Origin of the sequence: Streptomyces sp. NPDC087300 (genome assembly GCF_044744425.1) — a bacterium.
Lineage (GTDB): Bacteria > Actinomycetota > Actinomycetes > Streptomycetales > Streptomycetaceae > Streptomyces.
Genome location: NZ_JBIUYI010000011.1, coordinates 24,106 through 49,604 on the forward strand (window position 1 = coordinate 24,106; position 25,499 = coordinate 49,604).

The 25,499-nt window shown below is 72.6% G+C and carries 20 protein-coding genes; 16 read left to right on the forward strand and 4 right to left on the reverse strand.

What is annotated here, in order from left to right:
• The first annotated feature begins 4 nt into the window (after nucleotides 1–4).
• Entirely contained in the window at nucleotides 5–1,219 is a 1,215-nt protein-coding gene (locus tag ACIO9J_RS35980) for a uroporphyrinogen-III synthase (RefSeq protein ID WP_402008850.1), read from the forward strand.
• On the opposite strand, the gene ACIO9J_RS35985 is transcribed toward ACIO9J_RS35980, so the two are convergent.
• Nucleotides 1,171–1,725, reverse strand: a complete 555-nt coding sequence (locus tag ACIO9J_RS35985) for a DUF1772 domain-containing protein (RefSeq protein ID WP_402008853.1) — start codon at nucleotides 1,723–1,725, stop codon at nucleotides 1,171–1,173. The two genes, ACIO9J_RS35980 and ACIO9J_RS35985, sit on opposite strands and share 49 nt — an antisense overlap.
• 300 nt (nucleotides 1,726–2,025) lie before the next feature.
• Between ACIO9J_RS35985 and ACIO9J_RS35990 the strand changes: the two genes are divergently transcribed.
• From ACIO9J_RS35990 to ACIO9J_RS36015, 6 genes are all read left to right on the forward strand, one after another.
• The gene (locus ACIO9J_RS35990; protein ID WP_402008856.1) at nucleotides 2,026–2,613 is read left to right on the forward strand and encodes a CGNR zinc finger domain-containing protein; all 588 of its coding nucleotides are present in this window, start codon (nucleotides 2,026–2,028) and stop codon (nucleotides 2,611–2,613) included.
• Between the two features lie 194 nt (nucleotides 2,614–2,807).
• Nucleotides 2,808–3,389 (forward strand): sigma-70 family RNA polymerase sigma factor, encoded by a 582-nt coding sequence (locus ACIO9J_RS35995; protein ID WP_402008859.1) that lies wholly within the window; start codon nucleotides 2,808–2,810, stop codon nucleotides 3,387–3,389.
• Nucleotides 3,386–4,180, forward strand: a complete 795-nt coding sequence (locus tag ACIO9J_RS36000) for an anti-sigma factor family protein (protein ID WP_402008862.1) — start codon at nucleotides 3,386–3,388, stop codon at nucleotides 4,178–4,180. The genes ACIO9J_RS35995 and ACIO9J_RS36000 overlap by 4 nt, the downstream gene beginning before the upstream one ends.
• Before the next feature lie 101 nt (nucleotides 4,181–4,281).
• Nucleotides 4,282–6,675, forward strand: coding sequence for a HelD family protein (locus ACIO9J_RS36005; protein WP_402008865.1), 2,394 nt, complete (start codon nucleotides 4,282–4,284; stop codon nucleotides 6,673–6,675).
• Nucleotides 6,676–7,053: 378 nt separating this feature from the next.
• The gene (locus ACIO9J_RS36010) at nucleotides 7,054–8,484 is read left to right on the forward strand and encodes an NAD-dependent malic enzyme (RefSeq protein ID WP_402008868.1); all 1,431 of its coding nucleotides are present in this window, start codon (nucleotides 7,054–7,056) and stop codon (nucleotides 8,482–8,484) included.
• A gap of 302 nt (nucleotides 8,485–8,786) precedes the next feature.
• On the forward strand, nucleotides 8,787–9,068 hold the full coding sequence (locus ACIO9J_RS36015; RefSeq protein WP_016645140.1) for an HU family DNA-binding protein: 282 nt from the start codon (nucleotides 8,787–8,789) through the stop codon (nucleotides 9,066–9,068).
• A 98-nt stretch (nucleotides 9,069–9,166) separates the two neighbouring features.
• Here ACIO9J_RS36015 and murA read toward each other — a convergent pair whose 3' ends face one another.
• A complete protein-coding gene (gene murA, locus ACIO9J_RS36020; protein ID WP_402008872.1) occupies nucleotides 9,167–10,507 on the reverse strand; it encodes a UDP-N-acetylglucosamine 1-carboxyvinyltransferase in 1,341 nt (446 codons plus the stop codon).
• A gap of 253 nt (nucleotides 10,508–10,760) precedes the next feature.
• Between murA and ACIO9J_RS36025 the strand changes: the two genes are divergently transcribed.
• Complete coding sequence (locus ACIO9J_RS36025; protein ID WP_402009365.1) at nucleotides 10,761–11,360, forward strand: YqgE/AlgH family protein; 600 nt, start codon at nucleotides 10,761–10,763, stop codon at nucleotides 11,358–11,360.
• Here ACIO9J_RS36025 and ACIO9J_RS36030 read toward each other — a convergent pair.
• Nucleotides 11,333–12,226, reverse strand: coding sequence for a LysR family transcriptional regulator (locus ACIO9J_RS36030; RefSeq protein ID WP_402008875.1), 894 nt, complete (start codon nucleotides 12,224–12,226; stop codon nucleotides 11,333–11,335). The genes ACIO9J_RS36025 and ACIO9J_RS36030 overlap by 28 nt on opposite strands.
• 123 nt (nucleotides 12,227–12,349) lie before the next feature.
• Between ACIO9J_RS36030 and ACIO9J_RS36035 the strand changes: the two genes are divergently transcribed.
• From ACIO9J_RS36035 to ACIO9J_RS36070, 8 genes are all read left to right on the forward strand, one after another.
• Nucleotides 12,350–13,534 (forward strand): MFS transporter, encoded by a 1,185-nt coding sequence (locus ACIO9J_RS36035; RefSeq protein WP_402008878.1) that lies wholly within the window; start codon nucleotides 12,350–12,352, stop codon nucleotides 13,532–13,534.
• Nucleotides 13,535–13,549: 15 nt separating this feature from the next.
• A complete protein-coding gene (locus tag ACIO9J_RS36040) occupies nucleotides 13,550–13,855 on the forward strand; it encodes a DUF3039 domain-containing protein (RefSeq protein WP_055550135.1) in 306 nt (101 codons plus the stop codon).
• A 99-nt stretch (nucleotides 13,856–13,954) separates the two neighbouring features.
• The gene (locus tag ACIO9J_RS36045) at nucleotides 13,955–15,580 is read left to right on the forward strand and encodes a beta-N-acetylhexosaminidase (RefSeq protein WP_402008880.1); all 1,626 of its coding nucleotides are present in this window, start codon (nucleotides 13,955–13,957) and stop codon (nucleotides 15,578–15,580) included.
• 343 nt (nucleotides 15,581–15,923) lie between these two features.
• Complete coding sequence (locus ACIO9J_RS36050; RefSeq protein ID WP_402008881.1) at nucleotides 15,924–16,829, forward strand: FAD binding domain-containing protein; 906 nt, start codon at nucleotides 15,924–15,926, stop codon at nucleotides 16,827–16,829.
• Entirely contained in the window at nucleotides 16,826–18,868 is a 2,043-nt protein-coding gene (locus ACIO9J_RS36055; RefSeq protein ID WP_402008884.1) for a 2Fe-2S iron-sulfur cluster-binding protein, read from the forward strand. The genes ACIO9J_RS36050 and ACIO9J_RS36055 overlap by 4 nt, the downstream gene beginning before the upstream one ends.
• Nucleotides 18,865–21,174 (forward strand): xanthine dehydrogenase family protein molybdopterin-binding subunit, encoded by a 2,310-nt coding sequence (locus tag ACIO9J_RS36060; RefSeq protein ID WP_402008886.1) that lies wholly within the window; start codon nucleotides 18,865–18,867, stop codon nucleotides 21,172–21,174. Before ACIO9J_RS36055 ends, ACIO9J_RS36060 begins: the two co-directional genes overlap by 4 nt.
• 14 nt (nucleotides 21,175–21,188) lie before the next feature.
• The gene (locus ACIO9J_RS36065) at nucleotides 21,189–21,377 is read left to right on the forward strand and encodes a hypothetical protein (protein WP_402008889.1); all 189 of its coding nucleotides are present in this window, start codon (nucleotides 21,189–21,191) and stop codon (nucleotides 21,375–21,377) included.
• Nucleotide 21,378: 1 nt separating this feature from the next.
• On the forward strand, nucleotides 21,379–21,942 hold the full coding sequence (locus ACIO9J_RS36070; RefSeq protein ID WP_402008892.1) for an AAA family ATPase: 564 nt from the start codon (nucleotides 21,379–21,381) through the stop codon (nucleotides 21,940–21,942).
• 127 nt (nucleotides 21,943–22,069) lie between these two features.
• On the opposite strand, the gene ACIO9J_RS36075 is transcribed toward ACIO9J_RS36070, so the two are convergent.
• Complete coding sequence (locus tag ACIO9J_RS36075; RefSeq protein ID WP_402009367.1) at nucleotides 22,070–25,369, reverse strand: S8 family peptidase; 3,300 nt, start codon at nucleotides 25,367–25,369, stop codon at nucleotides 22,070–22,072.
• Between the last annotated feature and the right edge of the window lie 130 nt (nucleotides 25,370–25,499).

The following is a 25,499-nucleotide window of genomic DNA, read 5'->3' on the forward strand; positions in this document are numbered from 1 at the left end:
GAGGATGCACGCCACCACTTCAGGGAACGGCACATCAGGGGACGGTACTTCCGGGGACGGCACGTCAGGGAATCGCACTCCAGAGGGCACGGACGCGTACGGGCCGCTTGCCGGGTTCACCGTCGGCGTCACCGCCGCCCGCCGCGCCGACGAGCTCGGCGCGCTCCTCCAGCGGCGCGGCGCCACCGTCCTGCACGCGCCCGCGCTGCGCATCGTGCCGCTCGCCGACGACAGTGAACTCCTCGCCGCCACCAAGGAGTTGATCGGGCACGCGCCCGACGTCGTGATCGCCACCACCGCGATCGGGTTCCGCGGCTGGATCGAGGCCGCCGACGGGTGGGGGCTCGGCGAGGCGCTCGTGGGGTGTCTGCGCGGGGTCGAACTCCTCGCGCGCGGGCCCAAGGTGAAGGGCGCGGTGCGGGCCGCCGGGCTCACCGAGGAGTGGTCGCCGTCCTCCGAGTCGATGGCGGAGGTGCTCGACCGGCTGCTGGGCCAGGGCGTGGCAGGGCGGCGCGTCGCGCTCCAGCTGCACGGGGAACCGCTGCCCGGCTTCGTCGAGGCGCTGCGGGCCGGGGGCGCGGAGGTCGTCGTGGTGCCCGTCTACCGGTGGCTGCCGCCGGAGGACCTCGCCCCGGTGGACCGGCTGCTCGACGCGACGGTCGCGCGGAGCGTGGACGCGCTGACGTTCACCAGCGCTCCCGCCGCCGCCTCGCTGCTCGCCCGCGCCGAGGAGCGGGGCATGCGCGACGAGCTGCTCGCGGCCCTCGGCCACGACGTGCTCGCCGCGTGCGTGGGGTCCGTCACCGCGCTGCCGTTGCAGTCGCTCGGTGTGGCGACGGTGCAGCCCGAGCGGTTCAGGATCGGGCCGCTCGTCCAGCTGATCTGCCGCGAACTGCCGTCCCGGGCAAGGGTGTTGCCCGTCGCGGGCCGCCGCGTCGAGATCCGCGGCCACGCGGCCGTCGTCGACGAGGAGCTGCGCCCCCTGCCGCCCGCGGGCATGGCCCTGCTGCGGGCCCTCGCGCGCCGCCCCGGCTGGGTGGTGGCCCGCGCCGAGCTGCTGCGCGCGCTGCCGGGCGCGGGCCGCGACGAGCACGCGGTGGAGACGGCGATGGCCCGGCTGCGTGCGGCGCTCGGCGATCCGAAGCTGATCCAGACGGTGGTCAAGCGCGGTTACCGGCTCGCGGTGGACGCGGCGGCCGGGTCCAAGTACGCGGACTGATCCGCGCGCTCCCTGCCGAGCAGCACCAGGGCCCGTACGAGGAGCGCGGAGGCCAGCGTGCAGAGCGTGGCGCGCACGATGTTCCAGGCCACCCACGCGTCCTCGAACCGCTCGCGCACGGCCGCCGGATCGGCGATCTTCGCGGGGTCGCCCGCGTCGGCGAGGTCGTTGTTCAGGGGGACGTTCACGGCCGAGGTGAGGATGAAGGCGGCGGCGTACACGAGCAGCGCCGCGTACACCCACCACCGCAGCGACGTGCGGCGCAGCTGCCGCGCGGCGACGGCGGTGAGGATGAACGCCCCGAAGAAGCCCGCGAAGAAGACGGGGTTCTCGATCACGTCGTTGATGTTCTGCATGACCTCGATGTAGACGCGGTCGCCGCTGCGGGCGAGCGCGGGCATCACGGCGCACGTGAAGGCGTAGAAGGTGCCCGCCATCAGGCCCATGGCCACCGCGGCCGTACCCAGCACCGCCCCTGCGGAGACACGTCCCTGACGTGCCGTCATGTGATTCTGTGTCGTCTGCGTCATGGGGAGGAGTCAACCGGACGGGGGCACCCGCGACCATGGCCTCGCGTCGCACCGTCATGCGCGAGGGTCTCGCGTCCGACGGCCCCGCGGAGCGCATCACGTGCCGGTCCGCGTGCCGGTCCACGTTCCGGTCCATGTGCCGATTCACGTGCCGATTCACGTGCCGGTCCCGCGTCCGTCCCGGTGGCAGGGGTTCCGGACCCGCCCGGGGAAGGGCACTGTAGGGGTACGCAACGGCACTCACTCACCGGTGACCCCCAAGGCGGTGACAGGCGCATGGCGTTGGGCACGGCCCCGGCTCCGTACGAGCTGCGATTCGACTCCGGGCGGAGCTGCCTGGACCTCGTGGCGACGAACCACCCCGTGGAACGGCTCGACTCGGTCGGCAGGCTGCGCGCCTGGCTGACCGGCGCGGGGCTCGTGCCGCCGAGCGCGCGGCTGCCCGACGCGGGCCCGCAATGGCTCACCGCCTTTCACGAACTGCGCGCCCAGGTCGCCCAGTTGGTGCACGGCGAGATCGACGGCAGGCCCGCGGACGCCGCGCTCGACCGGGTCAACGCGCTGGCCGCCGCCGCGCCCCCGGCCCCGCGCGCGGTCCGCACCGCGGAGGGCGCCCTGGTCCGCGTCCTGTGCGGCGAGCCCGGCTGCGCGGCCCTGGTCGCCGCGGTCGCGCGGGACGCCGTCGAGCTGCTCACCGACCCGGCGGCCCGCGCGCTGCTGCGCCAGTGCGAGGGCGACAACTGCCCCATCGTGTACCTCGACACGTCCCGCGGGCGCCGCCGCCGCTGGTGCTCCAGCGAGGTGTGCGGCAACCGGGAGCGGGTGGCCAGACACCGCCGCAGGGCCGCGCTCGCCCGCACTTGACCGCGAGCCCCCGCGCAGACGCGCAAGAACGTTCCCGCACGCGCCCAGGTGCGGGGCTGATCCCGCGCTCGCCGACACGCAAGGACCGTGCACGCCAACGCACAAGCAGGTAAACCGCGTTGAACGCCCCACGCCCCGTCTACGTACCTCCGGCATGAGACCCGTCCGAAGCGCCCGAAGCGCGGACACCGGAGGTGCGCGTGCGCAAGGATTCCGCCGTGGCCGATGAACGCCCGCCCTCGCCCCGACATCGCCTAGGTCAACCCAAGGGCCCGGACGAGGAGTTGATGCGCGCGCTCTACCGCGAGCACGCGGGTCCGCTGCTCGCCTATGTGCTCCGCCTGGTGGCGGGGGACCGGCAGCGCGCCGAAGATGTCGTACAAGAGACGCTCATCCGTGCCTGGAAGAACGCCGGTCAGCTCAACCGTGCGACCGGTTCGGTCCGCCCCTGGCTGGTGACGGTCGCCCGGCGCATCGTCATCGACGGCCACCGCAGCCGGCAGGCCCGGCCGCAGGAGGTCGATCCGTCGCCGCTGGAGGTCATCCCCGCGGAGGACGAGATCGATAAGGCGCTGTGGCTGATGACGCTCTCGGACGCGCTGGAGGACCTGACTCCCGCGCACCGGGAGGTACTTGTCGAGACCTACTTCAAAGGGCGTACGGTCAATGAGGCGGCTCAGACGCTGGGCATCCCCAGCGGCACGGTCCGTTCACGGGTCTTCTACGCGCTTCGCTCGATGAAGCTGGCGCTCGAGGAGCGGGGGGTGACGGCATGACCGAGTCCTACGGCCAGCATGGCGCGCGGCAGGACGACAGCATCCACGAGACCGTCGGTGCCTACGCCCTCGGCGTCCTGGACGACGCCGACGCGACGCGGTTCGAGGAGCACCTCGCCGGGTGCGGGATCTGCCAGCACCAGCTGGAGGAGTTCTCCGGCATGGAACCGATGCTGGCCGCGCTCGCGGACCTGCCGGGTCCGCGCGGTCTGCCCGAGATCGGCGAACAGCTCGCGGCCCGGCCGAGCCCCCGGCTCGCCGACCGGCTCGTCGACGAGGTGACCGTCAAGCGCGAGCGCCGGCGCAGGCGCGGCCTGTACCTGGTCGCGGCGGCGGCCGCGCTGATCGTCGGGGGCCCGCTCACGGTCCTCGCGGTCACCGACGACGGCGGCTCGAAGGAGGTCGCCGCCGACCCGCACTCCACCAGCCCGGCCGAGGACGCCTTCTTCCACCACATGGCGGAGAAGTACCGGGCCACGGACCCGAAGACCAAGGTCAGCGCCACGGTCGGCACGGAGGAGAAGGCCTGGGGCACGCACGCCGTCCTGGAGCTGAAGAACGTCAAGGGCCCGCTCAAGTGCTCGCTGATCGCGGTCGGCAAGGACGGCGAGAAGGAGACGGTGACGACCTGGTCGGTGCCGAAGTGGGGCTACGGCATCAAGGACAGCCCGAACAAATGGGCCCGCGGTCCCCTGTACGTCCACGGGGGAGCGGCCATGGACCGCAACGACATCGACCACTTCGAGGTGACCACCTTCGACGGCAAACGCCTGGTCACGGTGGACGCGTAACGCCCACGAGTGCGCGGGAGGAGTGCACAAGGGGGCCCCCTTTCGCGTACGGTGGACGGCTGCTCATTACGGGCGAGCAGCACGTCTTGAAAGGGGCCTCGGTGGCCGACGTACGCGACCACGAGATCAGCGTCGAACAGGAACATCTCGACCAGGTCTACCGACGTCTCGAGGAGAAGATCCACGAGGCCGAGTTCCTGATGAACGACGCGGCCAAGCGCTCCCAGGTCGGTACGCCGGGCGCGCTCGCCGAGCGTGACGCGCAGGTCTTCCGGGCCGGGGTCCATCTCAACCGTCTCAACAACGAGTTCGAGGACTTCCTCTTCGGACGCATCGACCTGCTCCAGGGCAAGGACGGCAAGAAGGGCCCCGACGGCGCGTACACCGCGGTCGAGCCCGCCGAGGGCGCCGTGCGCCCGAACAACACCGCCGACATCGCGGAGACCCTGCACATCGGGCGCATCGGCGTCCTGGACGCGGACTACTCCCCGCTGGTCATCGACTGGCGGGCGCCCGCGGCCGCGCCGTTCTACCGTTCGACGCCGGTCGACCCCGGCCGGGTCGTGCGCCGGCGCGTCATCCGCTCCAAGGGCCGCAAGGTGCTCGGCGTCGAGGACGACCTGATGCGCCCGGAGATCACCGCCCTGCTCAAGGGCGAGGAGCTTGCGGTGATCGGCGACGGCGCCCTGATGGCGGCGCTCGGGCAGGCCCGCAGCCACTCCATGCGGGACATCGTCGCGTCCATCCAGGCCGAGCAGGACATGGTGATCCGCGCGCCCGCCGCCTCGGTGACGTACGTGGAGGGCGGCCCCGGCACCGGCAAGACCGCGGTGGCGCTGCACCGCGCGGCGTATCTGCTCTACCAGGACCGCCGCAGGTACGCGGGCGGCATCCTGATCGTCTCGCCGACCCCGCTCCTGGTCGCCTACACCGAGGGCGTGCTGCCCTCGCTCGGCGAGGAGGGCCAGGTCGCGATCCGCGCGGTCGGCTCCCTGGTCGACGGCGTGGAGGCCACGCTCTACGACTCCCCGGCGGCCGCCAGGGTCAAGGGCTCCGCGCGGATGCTGAACGTCCTGCGGAAGGCGGCGCGGGGGGCGTTGGAGCAGGGGCCGGGGGCCGGTCCCGCGGTCCCGCGCCCGCCGCGGCGGGACGACGGGCAGCTCGCCTTCGGCGACGAGGACGGCGCGAACGGCGAGGACGGCGCGGAGTCCTGGCAGGACGGGGACGACGAAGGGCCGAAGCGGGTCGACACCACCCGGCTGCGCGTCGTCGCGTTCGGCCGCCGCCTCGAACTCGACACCGACCAGCTGAACCGCATCCGCCGCAACGCGCTCGGCGGCACCGCCCCCGTCAACCTGCTGCGCCCGCGCGCCCGCAAGCTGCTGCTCGACGCCCTGTGGTCGCAGTCGGGGTCCGCGGGCCGGCACACCGACCCCGAGCTCGCCGCCGAGCTGCGCTCGTCCTTCGACGACGACATCTCGTCCGAGGACGACTTCCTCCACTTCCTGGACGCCTGGTGGCCCGAGCTCACCCCGCGCGGGGTGCTCTCGGCGATGTCGGACGAGCGGTGCCTGGGCCGCTGGGCCCGCCGGGTCCTGAACCCCTCCGAGGTCCGCAAGACCGCCCGCTCCCTCAAGCGCGACGGCCTCTCCGTGCACGACGTGGCGCTGCTGGACGAGCTCCAGGCGATCCTCGGCACCCCGCACCGCCCCAAGAAGAAGCGCGACCTGGACCCGCTCGACCTGCTCACCGGGCTCGAAGAGCTGATGCCGCAGCGCGAGGAGTCCCAGCGCGAGCGCGCCGAGCGGCTCGCCGCGGAGCGCACCGAGTACGCCCACGTCATCGTGGACGAGGCGCAGGACCTGACCCCGATGCAGTGGCGCATGGTCGGCCGCCGCGGCAGGCACGCCACCTGGACGGTCGTCGGCGACCCCGCGCAGTCCTCCTGGTCCGATCCGGACGAGGCGGCGGCGGCCCGCGACGAGGCGCTCGGCACCCGCCCGCGCCGCCGCTTCACGCTCACCGTCAACTACCGCAACCCCGCCGAGATCGCGGAGCTCGCGGCCAAGGTCCTCGCGCTCGCGATGCCGGGCTCCGAGTCCCCTTCGGCCGTACGTTCGACGGGGGTGCGGCCGCGGTTCTCCGTCGTGCGCGACGGGGACCTGGCGGGGGCGGTGCGCGAGGAGGCGGCGCTGCTGCTCGACCGGGTCGACGGCACGGTCGGCGTCGTGGTGGCGATGAACCGCCGCGAGCAGGCCGCCCGCTGGCTGGCCGGGCTCGGCGACCGGGTGGTGGCGCTCGGCAGCCTGGAGGCCAAGGGCCTGGAGTACGACGCGACGGTCGTGGTCTCGCCCGCGGAGATCGCCGACGAGTCCCCGGCGGGCCTGCGCGTCCTGTACGTGGCGCTGACGCGCGCGACGCAGCAGCTCACGGTCCTTTCGGGGGAGCGCGACGAGCCCGACGGGGACGGTGTGCCGGACCTGCTCAGGGACTGAACACTTTTGCCCGTGGGGACGGGAATTGCCTTACGGGGATCGTTTGTTACCTTGGATGTGGCACCGGCCCGATCCAAGCCCCCGGGCCCAACCTTCGTCGCTACGAGCGACCACTTGCCGCGAGGCGAGCATGGCGGGTCGGTGTCATTGAACGAACGGAAGAGGTCCACGTCACACCGTGACGTGGACCTCTTCTCGTTTTCGGGAGGCCCTTCCAAGAAGCCCCAACTTCTCGTATGGTGGAAACAAGTTTCCAAAAGCGCAGCGCACTGGCCGGTGAACAAAACGTTCTCAATCCGGGGCGGCTACCACGTACTCGGCGGTAGGTGCGACCATCGGACGGCAAGAGCTACAAGGTGAAAGCAGAGGAAGTCGGCCATGGCAACGGCGCCCAGCGTCTCCTACTCGATGACGGTCCGGCTGGAGGTGCCCGCGAGCGGAACCGCGGTCTCCCAGCTCACCACGGCCGTCGAGTCATCCGGGGGCTCGGTCACCGGCCTCGACGTCACGGCCTCAGGGCACGAGATGCTGCGGATCGACGTCACGATCGCGGCGACCTCCACGACGCACGCCGACGAGATCGTCGAGCAGCTGCGCACCATCGAGGGCGTCACCCTCGGCAAGGTCTCCGACCGTACGTTCCTGATGCACCTCGGCGGCAAGATCGAGATGGCGTCCAAGCACCCCATCAGGAACCGTGACGACCTCTCCATGATCTACACCCCGGGTGTCGCCCGGGTCTGCATGGCGATCGCCGAGAACCCCGAGGACGCGCGCCGCCTCACCATCAAGCGTAATTCCGTTGCGGTCGTAACGGACGGATCGGCCGTTCTCGGTCTCGGGAACATCGGCCCGAAGGCCGCGCTGCCGGTCATGGAGGGCAAGGCGGCCCTCTTCAAGCGCTTCGCCGGCATCGACGCCTGGCCGCTCTGCCTGGACACCCAGGACACCGACGCCATCGTCGAGATCGTCAAGGCCATCGCCCCCGGCTTCGCGGGCATCAACCTGGAGGACATCTCCGCGCCGCGCTGCTTCGAGATCGAGGCCCGCCTCCGCGAGGCCCTCGACATCCCCGTCTTCCACGACGACCAGCACGGCACCGCGATCGTCGTCCTGGCCGCGCTCACCAACGCCCTGCGCGTGGTGAGCAAGGGCATCGGGGACGTCCGCGTGGTCATGTCGGGCGCCGGAGCGGCCGGTACGGCCATTCTCAAGCTGCTGCTCGCCGCGGGCGTCAAGAACGCCGTCGTGGCAGACATCCACGGCGTCGTGCACGCCGACCGCGAGGACCTGGTCAGCGCCGACGCGGACTCGCCGCTGCGCTGGATCGCCGACAACACCAACCCGGAGGGCCTCACCGGCACCCTCAAGGAGGCCGTGGTCGGCGCCGACGTGTTCATCGGCGTCTCCGCTCCGAACGTGCTGAACGGCGACGACGTGGCCGCCATGGCCGAGGGTGCCATCGTGTTCGCGCTCGCGAACCCGGACCCCGAGGTCGACCCGGCGATCGCCCGTCAGACGGCGGCAGTCGTGGCGACCGGCCGTTCGGACTTCCCGAACCAGATCAACAACGTCCTGGTCTTCCCCGGCGTCTTCCGCGGCCTGCTCGACGCCCAGTCGCGCACGGTCAACACGGAGATGATGCTGGCCGCCGCGGGCGCCCTCGCGGACGTCGTCGCCGAGGACGAGCTGAACCGGAACTACATCATCCCCAGCGTCTTCAACGACAAGGTCGCGGGCGCCGTCGCCGGTGCCGTGCGCACCGCGGCGAAGGCGGCGGGGGCCGCTGTGACGGGTCCCACGGCCTAGCCGCACGGCGCGTCGCCGGACAACGGCCCGAGGGGCCCCTCTAGGGTGGCTTGGCAGCAAGCAAGCCCCCCGGGCCCCTTCTTTCGAGGGGCGGCGGACGCTTTTCGTGTGACCCCCACGGGCGCCGGATTCGCTTTCCCGCCGCAGGTGGGGGCAGGATGCGTAATCGGGCGCGAGGGTCTGACGTCAGACCCGGGTCCGGGGACTGTCCGAGGACCCTGGCAGCATCGTCTTCGCTGTGCCCATCATGCGGCTCTGCCGCGTGGCACGCCTCAACGGCAAAAGAACACGGGAGTACAAACATGAACCGCAGTGAGCTGGTGGCCGCGCTGGCCGACCGCGCCGAGGTGACCCGCAAGGACGCCGACGCCGTGCTGGCCGCGTTCGCCGAGACCGTCGGCGAGATCGTTGCCAAGGGCGACGAGAAGGTCACCATCCCCGGCTTCCTGACCTTCGAGCGCACCCACCGTGCCGCTCGCACCGCCCGCAACCCGCAGACCGGCGAGCCGATCAACATTCCGGCCGGTTACAGCGTCAAGGTTTCGGCTGGTTCCAAGCTGAAGGAAGCGGCCAAGGGCAAGTAACCCTTGAGCAGCTAGAAGGGGCAGTCACCCGGTGGGTGACTGCCCCTTCTGCTTGCGTCCCTAAAAGATGGCCTCAAACGCCGGCCGGGCTCGCTTACCTACAGCGCCGCCTTGCCAGGCAGCTCGACCTTCGCGCCCAGTTCCTGGAGCTTGTCCATGAAGTTCTCGTAGCCGCGGTTGATCAGGTCGATGCCGTGGACGCGGGACGTGCCCTGCGCCGCGAGGGCCGCGATCAGGTACGAGAAGCCGCCGCGCAGGTCGGGGATGACCAGGTCGGCGCCCTGCAGCTTGGTGGGGCCGCTGACGACCGCCGAGTGCAGGAAGTTGCGCTGGCCGAAGCGGCAGTCCGAGCCGCCCAGGCACTCGCGGTAGAGCTGGATGTGCGCGCCCATCTGGTTGAGCGCCGAGGTGAAGCCGAGCCGGGACTCGTAGACCGTCTCGTGGACGATGGAGAGGCCCGCGGCCTGCGTCAGGGCGACGACCAGCGGCTGCTGCCAGTCGGTCTGGAAGCCGGGGTGCACGTCCGTCTCCAGGGCGATCGCGTTGAGCGAGCCGCCCGGGTGCCAGAAGCGGATGCCCTCGTCGTCGATCTCGAAGGCACCGCCCACCTTCCGGTAGGTGTTCAGGAACGTCATCATCGAGCGCTGCTGGGCGCCCCGGACGTAGACGTTGCCTTCGGTCGCCAGGGCCGCGGAAGCCCAGGAGGCGGCCTCCAGGCGGTCCGAGAGGGCGTGGTGGTTGTAGCCGCCCAGGCTGTCGACACCGGTGATCCTTATGGTCCGGTCGGTGTCCATGGCGATGATCGCGCCCATTTTCTGCAGGACGCAGATCAGGTCCTCGATCTCCGGCTCGACCGCGGCGTTCGAGAGCTCGGTCACACCCTCGGCGAGCACGGCGGTGAGCAGGACCTGCTCGGTGGCGCCCACGGACGGGTACGGCAGCTTGATCTTGGTGCCGCGCAGGCGCTGCGGGGCCTCCAGGTACTGGCCGCCCTCGCGCTTCTCGATGGTCGCGCCGAACTGGCGGAGCACCTCGAAGTGGAAGTCGATGGGCCGGCCGCCGATGTCGCAGCCGCCGAGGCCCGGGATGAAGGCGTGCCCGAGGCGGTGCAGGAGCGGTCCGCAGAACAGGATCGGGATGCGCGAGGAGCCGGCGTGGGCGTCGATGTCGGCGACGTTCGCGCTCTCGACGTGCGACGGGTCCAGGATGAGCTCGCCGGGCTCCTCACCCGGACGGACCGTCACGCCGTGCAGCTGCAGCAGGCCGCGCACGACTCGGACGTCCCTGATGTCGGGGACGTTGCGCAGCCGGCTCGGGGCGCTGCCGAGCAGCGCGGCGACCATGGCCTTGGGCACCAGGTTCTTCGCGCCGCGGACACGGATCTCGCCCTCGAGCGGGGTTCCGCCGTGGACAAGCAGGACATCATCGGTGACGGTCATGAATCTCGCGTTCCGATTGAATGGACGGGGGGACCAAAGGGCAAGCGTAATGGCCGCGTACCCCCCTTCTGTAAGGCCGAGGGGGCGCGGAGCACGTCATGAGTTCGCCACAACACGAACCGTTCGGAACCGGACACTCCGGGTCACCGCCTCCGATGTGCGCTCCAGGTGCGCTGATGCGCCCTGAACTGCGTTGGCTCACGTACCGCCATTGCCTCCCCGCGTACGGCGAAGATGCGGGATCATGTCGTTCATGACGGAGGTGTCCTCGCTCACAGGGCGGCTGCTCGTGGCCACGCCCGCCCTGGCGGACCCGAATTTCGACCGCGCGGTGGTGCTGCTCCTCGACCACGACGAGAAGGGCTCGCTCGGCGTGGTCCTGAACCGGCCCACGCCGGTGGGCGTCGCCGACATCCTGGAGGGCTGGGGCGAGCTCGCCGGTGCGCCCGGCGTCGTCTTCCAGGGCGGACCCGTCTCGCTCGACTCGGCGCTCGGCGTCGCGGTGATCCCCGGCGAGGAGGGCCTGTCCCCGGCGTCCCGGCGGCGCGCGGCAAAGGGGGAGCCCATCGGCTTCCGCCGGGTGCACGGCGCGATCGGCCTGGTGGACCTGGAGACCCCGCCCGAGCTGCTCGCCTCCGCCCTCGGCTCGCTGCGCATCTTCGCGGGCTACTCGGGCTGGGGCCCCGGCCAGCTGGAGGACGAGCTGGGCGACGGCGCCTGGTACGTGGTCGAGTCCGAGCCCGGTGACGTCTCCTCGCCGGACCCGGAGCAGCTGTGGCGCGCGGTCCTTCGGCGCCAGCGCAGCGAGCTCGCGATGGTGGCGACCTACCCGGACGACCCGTCGCTGAACTGAGCCAGATAGCGCTCGGCCAGCGGATGGGCGTCGCGCGCGGGGATCGCCAGGTGGACGGTGACCGGCGGGGCGTTCTTCAGGCGTACGTAGCGCAGTGACGGGTGGGAGTGCCTGCGGGCCACCGGCTCGGTCGCCACGCCCACGCCGTGGCCCGCCGCGACCGCCTCCAGCCATTCGTCGAAGTTGTCGGCCGTGCAGGCGATGCGGGGGCGGCGGCCCTCGGGCCACAGCTCCGGGCGGGTGGTGCCGGTCACCGTGTTGACGACCAGAGGCAGTTCGGCGAGCTCCGACCAGTCGACCACGCGGCGGCCCGCGAGCTCGGCGGCGCCGCGGGCGACGACCGCGGTGCGGGGCTCGCGCAGCAGGACGCGCGAGCGCACCCCGCCGTCCGCCGGGATCTCGCCGCGGACGACCGCCACGTCGCAGGCGCCCGATGCCAGGCCCGCGAGCGGGGCGTCGCGCCTGACCAGGCGTACGCCCGCGCCCGTCGCCTCCTTGAAGGCGTTGGTGAGCGGCACGCACACCTCGGGCAGGACCGAGGTGAAGCCGAGCCTGAGCAGCGGCGGTTCGGCGCCCGCCGCGGTGCGCAGGGCGGCGTCGACGCGGGTCAGGAGCGGGGCCAGGTCGTCGCGCAGGCGGCGCCCGGCCTCGGTGAGCTCGACGTGGCGGGTGGTGCGTTCCAGCAGCCGCGTCCCGATGCTCTCCTCCAGGGCGCGCACGGTACGGGTCAGCGCGGGCTGCCCCACGCCGAGCCGGTCGGCGGCGTGCGTGAAGCTCAACTCGTCGGCGACGGCCAGGAAACCGCGCAGGTGCCGCAGTTCGACGGCCTCCGCGCGCGGGCGGTCCACCAGGCGTACGTGATCCATGCCTCCCGAGCATAAATGCACCTCGTCGGCATTTCCCCACGGAACCGGAGGCTGCCTACGGTCCGGGTCGGCCGGTGGACGTACCGGGGGAAGCTGCGGGCACGAGCAAGGGAGTTGAACGGCGTGCGCAAGGTGTGGCTGTTGATGTTGGGGGCCTTCACATTGGGGCTCGACGCCTATGTGATGGCGGGCCTGCTGCCCGTCGTCGCGGGAGATCTGGACACGACCGTGTCGCTGGCGGGGCAGATGGTCACCGTCTTCACCCTCGCGTACGCGGTGAGCGCGCCGCTCGTCGCCGGGCTCCTGTCCGGCGTACGCCCGCGCGTGCTGATCATCGCCGCCCTCGCCGTCTTCACGCTCGGCAACGGGCTCACGGCGCTCGCGCCCGGCCTCGCCGTGCTGCTGCTCTCGCGCGCGGTGGCCGGGGTCGGCGCGGGCGTCTACTCGGCGCTCTCCACGGCGGCCGCCGCCTCGCTGGCGGGCGAGGAGCGCCGCGGCCGGGCGCTCGCACTGGTGATGGGCGGCATGAGTTCGGGCACGGTGCTCGGTGTTCCGCTGGGCGTGGTGCTCGCCGACCACACCTCGTGGCGGGTCACGATGTGGCTGGTGACGGCCCTCGGCGCGGTCGCCCTCGTGGGTCTCGCGGTGGGGCTGCCGGAAGTTCCCGCGGGACCCTCCGTGCCGGTGCGGGCGCGGCTCGGCGCGCTCGCGGACCGCACGGTGCTGCCCGTCGTGAGCGTCTCCTTCCTGGGCGCCGTGGCCAGCCTCGGCCTCTACACCTACCTCGCACCGGTGCTCGAATCGTCGGGCGGCGTCGGCGAGAGCGCGGTGGCGCCGTACCTGTGGGCGTGGGGGATCGGCGGGGTGCTCGGCAGCGTGCTCGCCGGGCCCCTGGTGGACCGCACGGGCCGGGTGGTCGCCCTGGTGACGGGGATCGTCGCGACCCTGGCCGTCTCGATCGGCGCCCTGCCGCTGCTCGGTGCCGCCGCCTTCCCCGCGCTCGTCGTCTGGGGCGCGGCGGGCTGGGCCTTCCAGGTCCCGCAGCAGCACCGGCTCCTGGCCCTGCGGGCCGAGCGCGGCACCGTGGCGCTCGCGCTCAACAACTCCGCCCTCTACCTCGGCAGCGCGGTCGGCTCCGCGCTCGCGGGGCTCGCCCTCGCGGGCGGGCTCGCGCCGCGCGATCTGCCGTGGGCGGCGGCCGTGGTCGCGGCGGCCGGGCTCGTCCTGCATCTGGTGACGACCAGGACCCGCCGGAAGGGGCCCGGTGAACTCCGCGGGACAGCCGCTGCCGGGACGCGCCGGGCGTGAGTACCCTTGGCCCTTATGAGCACTCTTGAGCCCGAGCCCGAGCGCGGGGCAGGTACGGGGACCCTCGTAGAGCCGACGCCACAGGTGTCGCACGGTGACGGCGACCACGAGCGCTATGCGCACTACGTCCAGAAGGACAAGATCATGGCGAGTGCGCTGGACGGCACGCCCGTCGTCGCGCTCTGCGGCAAGGTGTGGGTCCCCGGCCGCGACCCGAAGAAGTACCCCGTCTGCCCCATGTGCAAGGAGATCTACGAGTCCATGGGCGCCGGCGGCGACAAGGACAAGGGTGGCAAGGACGGCAAGGGCGGCAAGAAGTAGTCCCTTTTCGTCCCTGGTGAGACCCCTTCGCCCGAGGGGCGTTGCGCGTGCCGCAACGCCCCTTTTGCGTTGCGCAATCGCATGGCAGCCTCTGGCTTCATGACCTTCGAGCAACTCATCCCGGCGCCCGCACGCGCCGAGGCCACTCAGGGCTCCTCCTTCGTCATCGACTCCGCCACCACCCTCGCCGCCGGTCCGGGCACCGAGTCCACCGAACGCTGGCTGCGTGCCACGCTCGGCGGCTCGCTCGGCCTGCCGCTGCGCCCCGCGGACGAGGGCGCGGCCGGCTCCGTCTCCCTGCGCGTCGACGGCTCGTTGGAGCCCGAGGCGTACCGGCTCACCATCGGCGAGGACCGCGTCGAGATCGCGGGCGGCGCGGGCGCGGGCGTCTTCTGGGGCGCCCAGACCCTGCGTCAACTGCTCGGCGCGGACGCCTTCCGGCGCGCGGCGCTGCGGCCCGGCGCGACGCACTCCGTACCGGCGGGCGTCGTCGAGGACGCTCCCCGCTTCGGCTGGCGCGGCATGATGCTCGACGTGTCACGGCACTTCATGCCGAAGGACGGGGTGCTGCGCTACCTCGACCTGCTCGCCGCGCACAAGCTCAACGTCTTCCACTTCCACATCACCGACGACCAGGGCTGGCGGGTGGAGATCAAGCGCCACCCCAGGCTGACCGAGGTCGGCTCGTGGCGCTCGCGCACCAAGTGGGGCCACCGCGCGTCGCCGCTCTGGCTTGAGCACCCGCACGGCGGTTACTACACGCAGGACGACATCCGCGAGATCGTCGCGTACGCGGACTCCCTGCACATCACCGTCGTCCCCGAGGTCGACATCCCGGGCCACTCGCAGGCCGCCATCACCGCCTACCCCTACCTCGGCAACAGCGACGTCGTGGACACCGAGGCCATGCAGGTCTGGGACTCCTGGGGGGTCAGCCCCAACGTCCTCGCGCCCACCGAGGAGGTACTCCGTTTCTACGAAGGGGTCTTCGAGGAGATCCTCGACCTCTTCCCCTCCACTTTCGTGCACGTCGGCGGCGACGAGTGCCCCAAGGACCAGTGGAAGGCGTCGCCCGCCGCCCAGGCCCGCATCAAGGAGCTGGGGCTCGCCGACGAGGACGAGTTGCAGAGCTGGTTCATCCGGCACTTCGACCGGTGGCTGACCGCGCGCGGGCGGCGGCTGATCGGCTGGGACGAAATCCTGGAGGGCGGCCTCGCCGAGGGCGCCACCGTCTCGTCCTGGCGCGGCTACCGGGGCGGCATCGACGCGGCCAGATCAGGCCACGACGTCGTCATGTGCCCCGAGCAGCAGGTGTACTTGAACTTCCGGGAGGACGGCGGCCCCGACGAGCCGATGCCCATCGCGTTCGTCCGCACCCTGGAGGACGTCTACCGCTTCGAACCCGTCCCCGCGGAACTGACCGAGGAGGAGGCCGCGCACGTGCTCGGCACCCAGGCCAACGTCTGGACCGAGGTGACGGAGAACCAGCAGCGCGTGGACTACCAGGTCTTCCCGCGCCTCGCCGCCTTCGCCGAGGTGGCCTGGCGTGACCTTCCGGCCTCCGCCGAGCGTGACTTCGCCGACTTCGAGCGCCGAATGACCGCGCACTACGGCCGACTTGACGCCCTCGGCGTCGACTACCGCCCGCCGGGCGGCCCGTTGCCGCGCCACCAGCGCCCCGGCGTGCTCGGCCGCCCGATCGAGGGGGCGCCCCCGAACGTGTGAGGCCCCTTACGGGCGGGTGCTCCCCGCGGTCCGCGCCATCGGTGCGGACCGCGGGGAGCGGCGGCCGGAAGAAGCCGCCCAGGAGTCACCGGACAGGGGCAATTCGCACCGACCGGTGAGGGCATGCGAAACCAGTACATCCCCCTGGTCCCCGGACGAATGCCTCCTAGCGGACCCCCGCGCCGGGGCCCGGGGAAGATGTGCCAGAGTTGCCACGTCCGGGTTGTGAGCACGTACCGTACGGCGGAACAGGCGTAACGGTGTGACGTCGGAAACGTAGCGAACACCGCGAACGGCGAGTACGTGAAGTACGCGGCCGGGCATCGGGAAGGGGCAGCCGGTTTTGACCACGCACGCACCGCGGGCGGCACAGGCACCGCAGTCGGTGAAGCTGCCCGCCACGCTCGACGAGGCAGTGGCGGCACTCGCCGCCATGCCCGCCGCCGTGCCCGTCGCCGGCGGCACGGACCTGATGGCCTCGGTCAACTCGGGACAGCTGCGGCCCGCCGCCCTGGTGGGCCTCGGCCGCATCAGCGAGATCCGCGGCTGGCAGTACCAGGACGGTCACGCGCTGCTCGGTGCCGGTCTCACCCACGCCCGCATGGGCCGCCCCGACTTCGCCGCGCTGATCCCCGCGCTGGCCGCCGCCGCGCGTGCCGCGGGACCGCCGCAGATCCGCAACGCGGGCACCCTCGGCGGGAACATCGCATCGGCCGCGCCGACCGGCGACACCCTGCCCGTGCTCGCCGCCCTCGAAGCCGTCCTGATCATCGCGGGACCCGGCGGCGTCCGCCGTGAGATCCCCGTCTCCCATCTGCTCGCGGGCATGGAGATGCTCCGCCCCGGCGAGCTCATCGGCTTCGTCCGCGTGCCGCTCCTGCACGCCCCCCAGGTCTTCCTCAAGGCGACGGGACGCACCGGCCCCGGGCGGGCCACCGCATCCGTCGCGCTGGTCCTCGATCCCGCGCGCCGGGGCGTGCGCTGTGCGGTGGGCGCCATAGCCCCGATGCCACTGCGCCCCCTGGAGGCCGAGCAGTGGGTCGCCTCGCTGATCGACTGGGACGGCGAGCGCGGCAGCCTGGTGCCGGAAGCGGTGACCGCCTTCGGCGAGTACGTCGCGGCCGCGTGCATCCCCGAACAGCCCCCGGCGGCCGACGGCACCGAACAGCCGCTGCCGCCCGCCGTACTGCACCTGCGGCGCACCGTCGCCGCACTGGCCCGACGAGCACTGGGGAGGGCGCTGTCGTGAGCGACGACCAGAACACCCACAACGGCGGCGGCTGGCAGCCGCACCCGCAGGGCGAGTACGACTCGGACGCGACGGCGTTCGTGCAGCTCCCCGAGGGCATGCTGGACGTCCCGCTCGCCGCTCCCGGGCACGGCTACGTGCCGCCGCAGATAACGGTCACCCCGACCACCGCCGACGCCACCGACCCGGCGGCCACCGGCACCTGGGTCATGCCGCCCGAGATCACCGGAGCGCAGGGCGGCGGCCAGGCGGTGCGCTGGCCCGAGGCGGGCACGGCGCGGCCGCAGGTGCGCCAGCCGGAGCAGGGTCAGGGCCACGGCCAGAGTCAGGACCAGGCGTACGACCCCCGGGCGACCGGTCAGTGGAGCTTCCCCGAGGCCGACGCCGCGGAGCGGGGCTACGCGCACGGGGGCGGGCACGAGCACGCGCACGGGTACGAGCAGCCGCACGCGGCCGCGTCCGACGTCACCGGCCAGTGGTCGATCCCCGTCGCCGACGGTGATCTTCCGGACGAGTCGGGCGAGTTCACGACGTCCTCGCTCGCCACGTGGGGCGGCACGCCGCCCGCGACCCTGCCCGGCGGCGCGCCCGCGCCGTGGGCGACGGGGGCGGGGGCCGGTGCGCCGTGGGGCGCGCAGGCCCAGGAGGCGTCCGTCCTGGAGCCGGAGGCCGCGACCGCGCCCCCGGAGAGCCACGCGCCGGAGCGGCACGTTCCTGAGCACCACGTTCCTGAGCGCCACGTGCCGGATTACGCGGCTCCGGAACACCACGCTCCGGAGCATCACGTCCCGGAACACCACGCTCCGGAGGGCCACGCCCCCGAGCCGGAGAACCAGTTCGAGCAGACGACGCTGCTGCGGGCGGTGCGGATCCCGAGCGCCGCCGAGCGTGCGGCCGCGGAGAATCCGGCGGCCGGGGAGGCGCACGAGGCCCACGAGGCGCACGAGGCCCTGGAGGCGCCGGACGCTCCTGGTACTCCTGAGGCCCTTGGTGCTCCTGAGGCCCCGGTGGCGGCCGAGGCCACGCACGCTCCGGAGGCCGTCGAGGTCGCTGAGGTCCCCGAGACCCCTGAGGTCACCGAAACCGCTGAGGCCACCGAGGCCGTCGCGGCCGTCGAACCGGCCGAGTTCGCCGAACCCGCCGAGTTCGCCGACCCCGCCGCGTTCACCGACCCCGCCGACCCGGGCGAGCCCGAAGCCGACGCCCCCGCCGAGCCCGTCCTCGAACAGCCCGACGCGCACGGCGAGTTCACCGCCCCGGAGCCCGCGCCCGTCGCCGACGACGTGACCGTGGCCCCCGAGGCCGACGCGGACGCGGAGCCCGGCGCCGAGGAGCCCGCCGAGGCCGAACCCGACGCACCGGCCGTCGTCTCCGCCCCCCTCCACGACGACCACCCCCTCGTCTCGTACGTCCTGCGGGTGAACGGCGCCGACCGGCCCGTCACCGACGCCTGGATCGGCGAGTCGCTGCTCTACGTGCTGCGTGAGCGGCTCGGTCTCGCCGGGGCCAAGGACGGCTGCTCGCAGGGCGAGTGCGGGGCCTGCAACGTCCAGGTGGACGGCCGGCTCGTCGCCTCCTGCCTGGTGCCCGCGGCGACCGCCGCGAGCAGCGAGGTCCGCACCGTCGAGGGCCTCGCCGTGGACGGCCAGCCCTCCGACGTGCAGCGCGCTCTCGGCGCGTGCGGCGCGGTCCAGTGCGGCTTCTGCGTACCCGGCATGGCCATGACCCTGCACGACCTCCTGGAGGGCAACCCCGCCCCCAGCGACCTGGAGACCCGCCGCGCGCTGTGCGGCAACCTCTGCCGCTGCTCCGGCTACCGGGGCGTGCTCGACGCCGTCCACGAGGTGGTGGCCGAGCGCGCGGCGTCGGCGGCCGCGGACGCCGCGGACGAGCAGGGCGAGGAGGCCCGCATCCCGCACCAGGCGGGCCCCGGCGCGGGCGGCGTCCACCAGGCGGCGCACGAGTCGGCGTACGAGCCGGCCCACGAGGATCCCGAACGACCCCAGGGGCCGTACGGCCGGGACGGAGGCCAGGCGTGAGCAACGAAGCCGCCACCGCGACCAGCTCCGCCGGACCGCGGGAGTCCGGGCAGCCGCCGCACGGCATCGGTTCCTCGCTGCCGTCGGCGCAGTGCCGCGCCAAGACCGAGGGCACCTTCCCGTACGCCGCCGACCTGTGGGCGGAGGGCCTGCTGTGGGCCGCCGTGCTGCGCTCGCCGCACGCGCACGCCCGCATCGTCTCCGTCGACACGACGCACGCGTGCGAGATGCCCGGCGTGCACGCCGTCGTCACGCACGAGGACGTGCCGGGGGACGCGCTGCACGGGCGCAGGACCGCGGACCGTCCGGTCTTCGCCGCCGATGTCGTACGCCACCACGGCGAGCCCATCGCCGCGGTCGCCGCCGACCACCCGGACACGGCGCGGATGGCGGCCGCCGCGATCATCGTCGAGTACGAGGTGCTCGAACCGGTCACCGACCCGGAGAAGGCCTTCGAGGCCGAACCGCTGCACCCCGACGGCAACTTGATCCGGCACATCCCGCTGCGGCACGGCGACCCGGAGGCGGCGGGCGAGCTCGTCGTCGAGGGCCTCTACCGCATCGGCCGCCAGGACCCCGCGCCCATCGGCGCGGAGGCCGGGCTCGCGGTGCCGCGTCCGGACGGGGGAGTGGAGCTGTATCTGGCCTCCACCGATCCGCACGCCGACCGGGACAGGGCCGCCGCCTGCTTCGGCCTCGCCCCCGACCAGGTGAAGATCGTCGTCACCGGGGTGCCGGGCGCGACCGCCGATCGCGAGGACGCGGGCTTCCAACTCCCGCTCGGGCTCCTCGCGTTGCGGACCGGATGCCCCGTCAAGCTCACCGCGACCCGCGAGGAGTCCTTCCTCGGGCACGCCCACCGGCACCCCACGCTGCTCCGCTACCGTCACCACGCGGACGCCGAGGGCAGGCTGGTCAAGGTCGAGGCGCAGATCCTGCTCGACGCGGGCGCGTACGCGGACACGTCATCGGAGGCGCTGGCCGCCGCGGTCTCCTTCGCCTGCGGCCCCTACGTCGTACCGAACGCGTTCATCGAGGGCTGGGCCGTCCGCACGAACAACCCGCCCTCGGGCCACGTCCGGGGCGAGGGCGCCATGCAGGTGTGCGCGGCGTACGAGGCCCAGATGGACAAGATCGCCAAGAAGCTGGGCGTCGACCCGGCCGAGCTGCGGATGCGCAACGTCATGGCGACCGGCGACATCCTGCCCACCGGGCAGACGGTGACCTGTCCCGCGCCGGTGGCCGAACTCCTCGCCGCCGTACGGGACTTCCCGCTGCCCGAGCTGCCCAAGGACACCCCCGAGGACGAGTGGCTGCTGCCCGGCGGACCCGAGGGCGCGGGCGAGCCCGCCGCCGTGCGGCGCGGCGTCGGCTACGGCCTCGGCATGGTCCAGCTCCTGGGCGCCGAGGGCGCGGACGAGGTCTCCACGGCCACCGTGAAGGTCCACGACGGCGCGGCCACGGTCATCTGCGCGGCCGTCGAGACCGGCCAGGGCTTCACCACGCTGGCCCGCCAGATCGTCCAGGAGACGCTCGGCATCGACGACGTACGGGTGGCTCCCGTCGACACCGACCAGCCGCCCGCCGGGCCGAGCTGCCGGGGCCGCCACACGTGGGTGTCCGGCGGTGCGGTGGAGCGCGCGGCGAAGATGGTCCGCACACAGCTGTTGCAGCCGCTGGCCCACAAGTTCGGCATGTCCACCGAGCTGCTCCAGATCACCGACGGCAAGATCACCTCGTACGACGGGGTGCTCTCCACGACCGTCACCGAGGCCATGGACGGCAAGGAGCTGTGGGCCACGGCGCAGTGCCGTCCGCATCCGACCGAGCCGCTCGACGAGGCCGGGCAGGGCGACGCCTTCGTGGGCATGGCGTTCTGCGCGATCCGCGCGGTGGTCGACGTGGACATCGAGATCGGCTCGGTCCGGGTCGTCGAACTGGCCGTCGCCCAGGACGTGGGCCGCATCCTCAACCCCGCCCAGCTGAAGGTCCGCATCGAGGCGGGCGTCACGCAGGGCGTGGGCGCGGCGCTCACGGAGAACCTGCGCACCCCGCGCGGCATCGTCCGCCACCCCGACCTGACCGGCTACGCGCTGCCGACTGCCCTGGACACCCCCGACATCCGCATCGTGAAGCTGGTCGAGGAGCGGGACGTCGTGGCCCCGTTCGGCGCGAAGGCGGCGAGCGCGGTGCCGGTCGTGACGTCCCCGGCGGCCATCGCCTCGGCGGTCCGCGCGGCGACGGGCCGCCCGGTCAACCGCCTGCCGATCCGCCCGCAGGCGGCGGTGGCCGCCCCCTCGGCGTAGCGCGGGCGGTCGGCGTGACGGGCTGGGGGCTTTTCACCTTCGTGCGCGGCACGGTCCTCGCCACCAACGTGTTCCGTGCGGCCGACTGGTTTCAGATGATGTCCTACCAGCAGCGGATGTGGCCGAAGAGCGTGACGACCGTGCGCGTCGGCGGGGCCATATTCTCGGTGGCCGGAGGGCTGGCTCTCCTGAGAGTCTTGTGACATGGAGAGCGAGCGAGTGGCAGGTGTGACGGACGGGCCGCGCGGCGTCATCGTCATCACCGGCATCATGGCGTCCGGCAAGTCCACCGTGGCGCAGGCCCTCGCCGAGCGGCTGGACAAGGCCGTGCACGTGCGCGGGGACGTCTACCGGCGGATGATCGTCTCCGGTGGCGTCGAGTACGAGCCCGATGCCGGGGGTGAGGCGGAGGCCCAACTCCTGTTGCGCTACCGGCTTTCCACTTCGACGGCCGACGCGTACGCCGCCGCGGGGTTCACCGCGGTCGTCCAGGACGTCATCCTGGGCCCGCCCCTGAAGGCGTACGTCGAGCTGATCAGGACCCGCCCCGCCTACGTCGTCGTGCTGGCCCCGCGCCCCGAAGCGGTCGCCGCCCGCGAGGCGGGACGCGGCAAGACGGGCTACGGCGCGTGGACCGTCGAGGACCTGGACACGGGCCTGCGCGAGACCACCCCGAAGCTCGGACTCTGGCTGGACAGCTCGGAGTTGACGGTCGGCCAGACGGTGGACGAGATCCTGGCGCGACTCGACGAGGCGCGGGTGGGGTAAGGGGCGCGGGGAACCGCGCGACCAGCCACAGCCGTCCGCGGATGTCGGACCAGCCTCAGAGAACGGCCACGGCCCGCCGGAACCGCGAGGTTCCGGCGGGCCGCGCTCATGTCGACCGCCTCCGGCGCTACTTGCCGACGTACGCGTCGATGACCGACAGGGTCGACTTGTTGCCGCCCTTGTCCGTGATGTTCGCGCGGAAGGAGATGCCCGCATCCTTCGCCGGGTTCCGCACGGAGATCTTCCCGGCCCGGACCGGCGTCTTCTGCCAGGTCCGCCCCGCGTCGTACGACACGTACACCGAAAGGGACTTGAGGTTGCCGGGGCCCGCCGCCGAGCCGTGGAGCTGGACCGGGACGGACTGGGTCGCGCCTGCCGGGGCCCGGCTCTTCAGGTCGAGAGCGGGGGCGAACCGGACGGTGGACGCCGGGAGCTGGGTCCGAGCGGTCACGCTCTTGGAGCGGAACGTCCAGCTCGCGTCGGTGCGGGACGAGACCGAGGCGATCTTCGGGTCGCGCCGCACCGAGGTCGTCAGCCTGTACTCGGCGTCCTCCGCCGGGACCGTGAACGTCTCCGCGCCGGTCAGCGGGTCACCGTTCTCGGCGATCTTCGTGCCGTTCCGGTACAGGGTCGACTTCGCCGACGCGTACGTGGTCCAGCCCGCGTGCCCCGCGCCGTCGGCGACGACGGGCAGGCTGCCGCCGAGCTTGTCGCCCTCGCGGGAGATGCCCGCGCCGGGGACGTCGAGTGCGGGGCCGAAGACGCCGGTGTTGAAGGACTTCGCGTACGTGCGGCCCGCCGTGAAGGTCTCCGGGGGCATCCGGTAGGCGCCGTCCCAGGCGGGTTCGCCCTCCGCGTTCTTGTCGCCGTACTGGTCGAAGTCGATGCCCCACCGCGTGCCGTCGAGCGCGGAGACGTACACCGTCTGGGTGCGCGGCAGCTCCTGCCCAGGGAAGACCGGCGAGATGCCGCCCGCCAGCGGCAGGTATCCGGCGACGGACAGGGCGCCGGTGCGGCCCGGTGAGGAGGCGCCCATGCCGACCTTCAGCGTGGCGAAGTCGGCTCGCTTCAGGTGCCGTTCGTAGCCCGTCGCGAGCTTCTTGACGGCGCCGCCGACGAGCATGTCGTACCGCGTGTCCGCGCCCTTGCGCCACGTGCCGAGCCACTGCTGGCCGAGGCCCGTCGGCACCTCGGGGCCGAGGTGGGCGGTGCGCATGCTCTGGAAGGAGGTGACGTTGAGGGCGCCGAGCTCGTACCCCTGGTAGGAGTAGCGGCCGTCCATGAACGCCAGGTCGGCGGCCGGGTCGGGGCCCGTGATGTCGACGGGCTTCGTCGTGCGGGCGTCGACGGTGATGGTCATGTCCTTGTCGACGGACAGCTTCGGTCCCGCGAGCCAGTCGACGCCCTTGTCGCCGTCCTCGGGGTCGACGTAGATCGCCGAGTCGAGCAGGTAACTGCCCTTGGCCACCCGGAAGGTGTCGGTCCCCGACGGGTCGTTCGGGAAGAGGTTGAGGCCCTTGTCGGCCCCGGTGATGGCCGAGAACGAGCTCTGGTGGTTCGGCGTGGGATGCCCGTCGCGGCCGACGAACTTCAGCGTCACGTCGTACCGCTCGACCTCGTTGTCGATCGCGGCCGCCGTGCGGACGGACTGGCCGCCGCCGCTCGCCACGACGTACGCGGAGTAGGCGCCGTCGAGCCCCGCGCCCAGCTTGGAGTCGGCGGTCAGGTCGACGGACGCGGTGCCGCCCGCGGGGACGGTGACCTTGTCCGCGCCGAGGGTGAAGAACCCGGCGGGGGCCGGGTCGCCTCCCGGTCCGGTGGCCTGGAGGATGAGGTCGAGGGTGACGTCGTCCTTGCCGAGGTTGCGGTAGGTGACCTTCTTGGTGACCGGCCTGTCGTCGGTGTGCGGCCACTGCTGCGTACCGAAGCTGACGGACACGGGGTCGGCGATCACCGTCTGCCCGATGGCCCTGTCGACGGCGACGCGGCCCGAACCCTGCTGGAACGGCGTGTACGTGCCGCCCTTGGTGGAGCCGGTCAGGGCGCCCTTGAGCTCGGCGTACTTCCAGTCCGGGTGCTGCTGCTTGAGCAGCGCGGCGGCGCCCGCGACGTGCGGCGCTGCCATGGAGGTGCCGGAGATCGTCAGATAGCCCTCGGGGTTCTGGCCGACCTGCTTCTCGATGACGGAACCGGGGGCGGCCGCTGCCGTGATGTCCACGCCGGGTGCGGTCACGTCGGGCTTGATGGCGCCGTCGCCGACGCGGGGGCCCTGGCTGGAGAAGTCCGCCAGCTCGTCGTCGCCGTCGACCGCGCCGACGGTGAGCGCGGCGTCGGCGCTGCCGGGGGAGCCGACCGAGCCGGGCGTTCCCTCGTTGCCCGCCGAGATGGCGAAGAGGATGCCCTGGTCCGCGGAGAGCTTGTTGACCGTCGCTTCCAGCGGGTCGACACCGGGGGTGTCGCCGCCGCCCAGGCTGAGGTTGACGACGTCGGCCTTCTCGGCGGACGCCCACTCCATGCCCGCGATGATGCCGGAGTCGTCGCCGAATCCGTCGTCGCTGAGGACCTTGCCGCTGATCAGCTTTGCCCCCGGGGCGACGCCCTTGAACGTGCCGCCCGACTTGGCGCCGGTGCCCGCCACGGTGGAGGCGACGTGGGTGCCGTGGCCGTAGTGGTCCTTGGCGTCCGCGGAGCCGGTGAAGTTCTTCTCGGCGGCGACCTGGTCCTTGAGGTCGGGGTGCGTGGCGTCCACGCCGGTGTCCAGGACGGCGACCTTGACGCCCTTGCCGTCGTAGCCCGCGTCCCACGCCTTGTCGGCGCCGATCTGCTTGACGCTCTTGTCGAGGGTCGCCTTGCGGATGCCGTCGAGCCACACGTGCGCGATGCCGGACGCGGTGGTGCGGGCCCCGCTCCGCGCGCCGGTGAGGGCCTTCCACAGGTCGCCCGCGTCCCGCTCGGGGGTGGTGAGGGCGTCGGCGTTCAGCGACTTCAGGGACCGGCGGAGCGTGGTGTCACCGGCGTCCCGGACGCCGGCCTTCGCGGCGCCCTGGGCGTCACCCCGGTAGCCGACGATCACCTTGAGGCCCTTGGCCTGGGCCGCGCGGTTGCGCTTCTTGTTCAACTCCGTGACATCGAACAGGCGTTGGTCGATCCGGCCGTCGGCCATCAGGCGCTGGGCGTCCGCGGGGAGTACGAGGGTGTGGCCGTTCGGCGAGCGGTGCGTACGGACGGGTATGTGCTCGCGGCCCTTCGCCGGGGCGAACCCGATGACGCGCCCCTCCGCGTCGACGGTGACGCGGTCGCCGGTGATGAGGGTGATGCGGTGGTGATCCTGTGCGGTGCCGGTCGCCCGTGCACCCGTGTCGCCGGGCCGTAAGGGCCCGTTCCGCTGGGCCGACGCGGGACCTGTCATGCCCGCCGTGAGCGCCATGGCGGCGGCCGTGGCGACGGTCGCCGCGCATGCTCTCTTCACGTGGTCGCGCAAGTTTCCTCCCTGAAGCCGTGTGCAACGGCATGGAACCGTGTGAAACCTGTGAACTCCTGTGACGGGAGTCCTGCTT